We start from the raw sequence: 6500 nt of genomic DNA, 5'->3' as shown, positions 1-6500 counted from the left end.
AACAAGTATCCAAAAAGCGAAAAACGATAGATTCCAAGTAACATCAATTCTTGAGGGAGTGGCTCGGGAAGATTTGATCTGGATCATGATACCTTATGAGGTTCAAGCTGATGTATATGCAAATGATATACTCCCGAGAACATGAAAGATGGTCCCTGTCTTAGGATTTTCTCACGGACTTAATATTCATTTCAAGCTTATTGCCCCTCAAGAGAAAATTGACGTTATCATGATAATCCTCCAAGAACCCAGGGGATGCTATATGTATCCAGTTCACTCAAGGAGGGAGAGTTCCCCATCACTCATTGCTGTTCATCAAAATCCTTCCCGGCAAAGCTTTTGTTCTGGTATTATCTTGTTCCTATAGTATCGGCACAGCGGTCGTTCAGGAATTATTTCGATCATCTTTAAGGAAGGAGAGTGTGAAACAGATCTTTTAGGAGAACAAGCCATATTGTGTGGTGGTAGCTTGGCTTAGCTTATTCGTACGGGATTTGAAACTCTCGTTAAAACTGGATACGCCTCCGGAAATGATTTATTTTGAGCATCTTCACGAAATGAAGCTTATCGTTGATCTTTATCTATAAAAGAGGTGTCGCTAATATGAATCATTATATTTCCAATACTGCTGAATGGGGAGAATATGTATCTGGCTATCGCATTATTCCTCCTGAAATAAAGGAAGAGATGAAACAAATCTTACAGGACATCCAAACAGAAGATTTTACATCAAAATGGATGCAGGAATATCGTTCTGGTTCTAAAAATTTCAAGGCAATAAAAAACAAGAATGATAATCACCAAATTGAACAAATTGGCAAAAGTCTCCATGCTATGATGCCATGGATTAAAACAATCGTCTCTCCACAAAAGATAAAAGCTAGACTATCGATTTTTACGGAAACCTCCAATACCCTGCAAATAAAAATTAGTGCTCTGGAAAATTTTAAGGAAAAATCCCTATGTCCGAATTTGATTGGAAAGATAAGTTTGCCATTTGCTCAAATCGTATGAGCGAATCTGAAATTCGTGAGCTGTTATCTCTTATGAATATGCCAGAAGTAATTTCATTTGGAGGAGGGCTTCCCGATTCAAGCCTACTTCCTCATGAGGACTTTAAAAAAGCTTATGATCAAATCCTAACCGACGAACCACAGGAAGCACTTCAGTATTTCATGAGCGAATGATATCTTCCATTGCGGGAATGTATTGCTTCTCAAATGAATTCCATAGGCATTCCTTGCAATATCGAAAATATTATCATCACATCGGGATCCCAACAGGCTCTCGATTACCTCGGGAAGCTTTTTATTTCTCCCGGCGAAATTGCTCTTACTGCGGATCCAACTTACCTAGGATCTCTGTTGGCTTTCAACGCATATGAACCTGTTTATTATCCCCTGTCTTTAGAAGAAAACTCTTCTTATCACGAATATAAAGCCGCAGAAAAATCTATCGGCAAAAAAATAAAGCTTGCGTATATTTCTTCGGATTTTTCCAATCCCACAGGAGAAACAATCAATGAAAAGTCCCGAGAAAATCTTTTGGATGTTCTTGAGAGAATCGATGTTCCTCTTATTGAAGATGGAGCTTATCAGTCCCTTCGTTTCCACGGAGAATCGATTCCTCCAATCATAGCACTTGCTATAAAACGCAAAGGTCACATCAATACTACGAGAATCATTTACTCTGGTAGCTTTTCAAAAACGCTTACACCAGGACTACGGATTGGATGGGTTTGTGCCAACGTTGAATTGATGCAAAACCTTGTTTTAATCAAGCAAGCTTCCGATCTTCATTCTCCAATAATAAATCAAATGGTTATCAATCACGTGATACGCCATCAATCAAAGGATCATATAGAAAAAATCAGAAAATTATATGGACGTAGATGCAATTGCATGCTTGATGCCCTATCAAAATATATGCCTAAAACCGCAAAATGGTCTAAACCAAATGGAGGGATGTTTATATGGCTTACACTAGCAAACTGCATTAATACCACGAAATTACTGGAGATTTCTCTCAAGACCAAAAAGGTTGCTTTTGTTCCAGGAAGAGCTTTTTTTTCACCAACAAATCGCAATCAAACTCATTGCGCTTTTCTTTTTCTTGTAAAGATGAAACTGTAATAGAAAAGGGGGATAAAAAACTTGGACGCCCAATCGCCAACGAGGAAGACCGTCTCGCAAATCAAAAATGAGCCGCAATTTATTTTTTCTCTTATCCCATCCATAAGCGGACGACATTCATAACCTCAGTAGATAATCGTGTAAAAACCATTTTTTGCAGAAATGAAAATGCGTTTTGGGAATAATGTCCCACGAATTCATGGCTATATACGGATGGAAAAGTATACAACACACAGAATATTATACCAAAAGAGCCGATCGTATACCGTTAGGAAGACTCTCTTCTAAACGTATATCTTCGTATATTGACAATCCCAAATCCACAAAAAAGGCAAGGGGATATAATGAAATAATACTTTTAAATCAATTATTTAAAGGCAATTATAGAATAATATCCCATAATTAACAAAACCATCTTATCGTCTTGATTGACATGCGATACACCCCCGTTCATAAACGGGAACGGCTAAAACTCATCTTAGAGGATCACTCTGCAAGCACTATTATATTTATCTTCAAACAAATAATCGCACAAAAAACATCCTAATTCACAATCTATGACATCAACTTAGGAATTTGCTTTTTTTACTAAATTCAGGAAGAAACAAATAAAGAATTTCCAGATATGATTTCTCTAACTTAAGAATACCCTGAAATTAACGCTTAAGATAAAACCGCCTGATAATAGATTAAAAATTTGAAAGATTAAACCGCAGATTTCTTTTTTTTTTCGTCAAAAAATCTGTTATGATCACAATCATAGCAATGGAAAAAACACCATTTGCAATCCCCGCGACAACATCAATCAAGTAATGTCCTCCATGAGTAATAGCTGAAATCATCATTAAAACATTCCCAACAACACTAAAAAAACGCAGAGGCTTTACCGCCCAAGAGGTCCATATACTCCATATTGCAACTGAAGCATGGACGGATGGGAAGCTGATTATCCCTTTCGTCTGAGAAAAAGAGAAAAAAAAATCAGGATCATTCCTTAATGCATTAAAATCATCCAGATGATAAATCCCAAAATAAGTATTGATATTTTGAAAGGAGTTAGCTTGTATTTCATAATGAACGAATAGACCAGAAGCCGGCAAGAAAATCGATATAATAGACGCAATAAGACATAAAACGCCATATGCTGTAATAGCAGCATATGCGCGCCCTATATGACCTAAACATATTAATATTATAAGCCAACCAAGGATTTGAGGCATAAAAGATTGATAAGCATTGAAAAAAATTTTCTCTAAAAAAGGATAAGAATCTAAAAAATAGAGGAAATTTTTCCCAGAAAATCCCATTGCCTGATCTATTGCACTGAGTCTATCATCTATGAGAGGCATATTAAAACGTCCTGCCATATACATAGAAATTACAATGACTAACGTCAATATATATCCCATTATTATAACTTCAACGAGACCCCTTATAAGGTAAAATTGCAAGTATGAAAAAGCAAAATGAGCAATAATGACTATTCCTAGTCCAACGGATACGTTGAACACCAATGACTCATAACCAGCTCTGAAATCCATCACGAAGCCGAAAACTAAAACAATCAAAAAGGACAGTATTGTGAAGCTAAAAAGGAGAAAACGAGCCACCTTCACTCCGTCATCAATATGCAAAAGATCTTTTCTTGCCATTCTCTTATCCCAAATTACGATATACTAGGCATTAACAAGTTTATTTGATGCACGGATAGTAAACTATATGCTGGAGATTAAGTGTACGCTCATTGTCATACCATCATAATTGCCAAAGAAATTCTCTCTGCCTTTAACCAATGTTTTAATGATTTTCATAAGATTCTCAAGCATCTCAAAGGTTTTAACCCTGAGAATCACGCTCCAATATTTCCTCTAGAAGTTTTCAATCTATTAAGCTAATACCAAAATATAATAAAAAAATTAACAGAGTTGCCTACAAGATAAGTTTACTGTAATTAAAATACACATTGACGCTCAATGTAGAAAATTCTGGGAAAAAATAGTACGATATTTTTGTTTGTCCTTCTATAGGGAAATTATATGCCTAGACGTCAAGATATTAAATCTATTCTCATAATCGGAGCAGGGCCGATCGTGATCGGACAAGCATGCGAGTTTGATTATTCCGGCACTCAAGCCTGTAAAGCACTGCGGGAAGAAGGCTATAGAATTATTCTCGTCAATTCTAATCCTGCGACCATAATGACTGATCCAGATCTGGCAGATGCCACCTATACCGAACCTATTACTCCAGAAGTCGTGGCAAAAATCATAGCAAAAGAACGCCCCGACGCACTCCTTCCAACCATGGGAGGGCAAACAGGACTCAATACAGCTCTTTCACTAAAACGCATGGGCGTTCTTGACCGCTATGGAGTTGAGATGATTGGAGCAGAACCAGATGTTATTGACAAAGCTGAAGATCGAGCTCTTTTCAGCAAAGCAATGAAAAACATTCCTCTGGAAACACCAAAATCTATCTTGGCTAATGCGACGGATATTAAAGATCAAGATCGTAAGCTGCACGAAACCGCACGCGAAAAACTGAAGAAAACTCTCTCTTATAAAGAACTCGACAAAGCATTAGACGATCTTGAAGTTCAATGGAGTTTGGGAGAGAACGATAGAAAACAACGATATATGTCTCACGCTATGGCTGTTGCCATGCAAGCTCTTGACGAAATCGGATTGCCCCTGATTATCAGACCATCTTTTACCCTTGGAGGAACAGGCGGCGGTATAGCTTACAATCGTTCAGAATTCTTTGAAATTGTCGAAGGCGGACTATATGCCTCTCCAACCACTGAAGTTTTGATAGAAGAGTCGGTTCTCGGCTGGAAAGAATACGAATTTGAAATGATTCGCGACAAAGCGGATAATTGCATCGTTGTATGTTCAATTGAAAATGTTGATCCTATGGGTATCCATACTGGAGATTCAATTACCGTCGCTCCAGCTTTAACCCTGACAGACAAAGAATATCAGGTCATGCGCAACGCTTCAATCGCCGTACTCAAAGAAATTGGAGTGGAAACTGGTGGGGCAAATGTGCAATTTGCCGTCAATCCCAAAAATGGAAAGCTCGTGGTTATTGAAATGAATCCTCGAGTATCGCGTTCTTCAGCATTAGCTTCCAAAGCAACAGGATTTCCCATTGCAAAGATTGCAGCGAAATTAGCCGTTGGATATACCCTGGATGAACTTGGAAATGATATTACTGGCGGGAAAACCCCTGCTTCCTTTGAACCTTCAATAGACTATGTTGTTACAAAAATCCCACGTTTTGCTTTTGAAAAATTTCCAGGATCAGAACCTATCTTAACGACTTCAATGAAATCTGTTGGCGAGGTCATGGCTATAGGACGCAGTTTCGCCGAATCTCTCCAGAAAGCATTGCGCGGTCTTGAAACCGGATTGACCGGATTGGATGAAATCAGTATACCTGCTTTGGGTTTAGGAGACGATAAAAACGCAATCCGCGCGGCCATTAGCACCCCTACTCCAAATAGATTGCGCATGGTAGCACAGGCATTGCGTCTAGGCATGTCTGTGGAAGAAACGCATCAAGGATGCAGTATTGATCATTGGTTCATTCGACAAATAAAAATGATTATCGATGTAGAAAAGCGCATTTGCGAACATGGACTTCCTGAAGATTATCAAAATTTCCATACTATCAAAGCCATGGGTTTTTCCGATGCTAGACTAGCGATCTTATCCGGAAAGACTTCTCGTGAAGTGCGCGAAATGCGACACCAATTGCGTGTATATCCTGTCTTCAAATGTATTGATACTTGTGCTGCTGAATTCCTATCTCCTACGTCTTATATGTACTCTACTTATGAGAAGAGCTTTATTGACCAATCCGTTTCCGAAGATCGAGTTTCCGAGCGCAAGAAAATTGTCATCCTTGGAGGTGGACCTAACCGCATCGGACAAGGAATTGAATTTGACTATTGCTGTTGCCATGCTGCCTTCGCTTTGAAAGAAATAGGATTTGAAACTATCATGATTAATTGCAATCCTGAGACCGTTTCTACAGATTACGATATCGCCGATAGACTGTATTTTGAGTCCCTTACTGAAGAAGATGTCCTTGAAATTATACGTGTAGAGCAACAAAAAGGTGAATTAATCGGGGTAATAGTACAATTTGGAGGACAGACTCCATTAAAACTTGCAAGGAAGCTTCAAAAAAATAAAATTCCTATCCTTGGCACACAACCAGACTCTATCGATCTAGCTGAAGATCGTGATCGTTTCCAAAAATTGTTGATGGAATTGGATTTGAATCAACCTAAGAATGGCATTTCTCACTCAGTAGAGCAAGCACGACTAGTAGCATGTGAAATTGGTTTTCCTCTCATGGTTA

2 protein-coding genes and 3 pseudogenes are annotated in these 6500 nt (G+C 38.3%); 4 read left to right on the top strand and 1 reads right to left on the bottom strand.

Annotation, left to right across the window (positions count from 1 at the left end; genetic code table 11):
- Positions 1–58 precede the first annotated feature (58 nt).
- The 3 pseudogenes from H0G72_RS06405 to H0G72_RS01415 all read left to right on the top strand — a co-directional run bounded on the left by H0G72_RS06405 (position 59) and on the right by H0G72_RS01415 (position 2203).
- Positions 59–367 (top strand): annotated as a pseudogene (locus H0G72_RS06405) (hypothetical protein).
- Positions 330–852 (top strand): annotated as a pseudogene (locus tag H0G72_RS06455) (ketol-acid reductoisomerase); the annotation flags it as partial. The pseudogenes H0G72_RS06405 and H0G72_RS06455, both read left to right, overlap by 38 nt.
- Before the next feature lie 110 nt (positions 853–962).
- A pseudogene (locus H0G72_RS01415) lies at positions 963–2203 on the top strand (aminotransferase-like domain-containing protein).
- A gap of 618 nt (positions 2204–2821) precedes the next feature.
- On the opposite strand, the gene H0G72_RS01410 reads toward H0G72_RS01415, so the two are convergent.
- Positions 2822–3784 carry a phosphatase PAP2 family protein gene (locus H0G72_RS01410; protein ID WP_182016871.1) on the bottom strand — a complete coding sequence of 321 codons (963 nt, stop codon included), beginning with the start codon at positions 3782–3784 and terminating at the stop codon, positions 2822–2824.
- Positions 3785–4168: 384 nt separating this feature from the next.
- Between H0G72_RS01410 and carB the strand changes: the two genes are divergently transcribed.
- Positions 4169–6500: carbamoyl-phosphate synthase large subunit (gene carB / locus H0G72_RS01405; protein WP_182016869.1), on the top strand; the 2332-nt coding region annotated here is incomplete at its 3' end.

The organism is Candidatus Liberibacter sp., from assembly GCF_014048425.1.
Classification (GTDB): Bacteria; Pseudomonadota; Alphaproteobacteria; order Rhizobiales; family Rhizobiaceae; genus Liberibacter.
Note: the sequence above shows the minus strand (reverse complement) of the source record. Positions and strands in the feature narration are given on the sequence as shown.

Bases quoted from the DNA above. Each gene is read 5' to 3' on its own strand.
- H0G72_RS01410 (WP_182016871.1), bottom strand. From the start codon at position 3,784: ATGGCAAGAAAAGATCTTTTGCATATTGATGACGGAGTGAAGGTGGCT.